At 63.3% G+C, this 256-nt stretch carries 1 protein-coding gene; it reads right to left on the bottom strand.

Translation table 11 applies throughout. The annotated features are described in order from the left end of the window. On the bottom strand, positions 1 to 211 hold a 211-nt coding region (locus NLU14_RS22420; protein WP_275710773.1), incomplete at its 3' end, for a ParB N-terminal domain-containing protein. Between the last annotated feature and the right edge of the window lie 45 nt (positions 212 to 256).

Genomic DNA, 256 nt, shown 5'->3' with positions numbered 1-256 from the left:
CCTTCAGACGACGCACGATCGCCGGGATGCGCTGCCGCTTCGCCGCGAGAAAGGAGTCGATCAGATCGCGACAGCTCTCTTCGGACAAATGGTCCAGGTCGCGATTGTGCATCCGCCAGGGACGGCAACGAGCCGGGTCCACCCACTCCGTTCGATCGGTAACCGTCTTGCCGCTCGCTATCCGCGCCAGGGTCTGGCTTCGGCTCGCCATGATCCCTTCCGAGGGGCTCGCATTGTCAAGCTCGGCCTCATTATC

The organism is Marinobacter iranensis, assembly GCF_029207565.1.
GTDB classification, from domain to species: Bacteria; Pseudomonadota; Gammaproteobacteria; order Pseudomonadales; family Oleiphilaceae; genus Marinobacter; species Marinobacter iranensis.
This window is presented reverse-complemented; position numbering and strand designations above follow the sequence as displayed.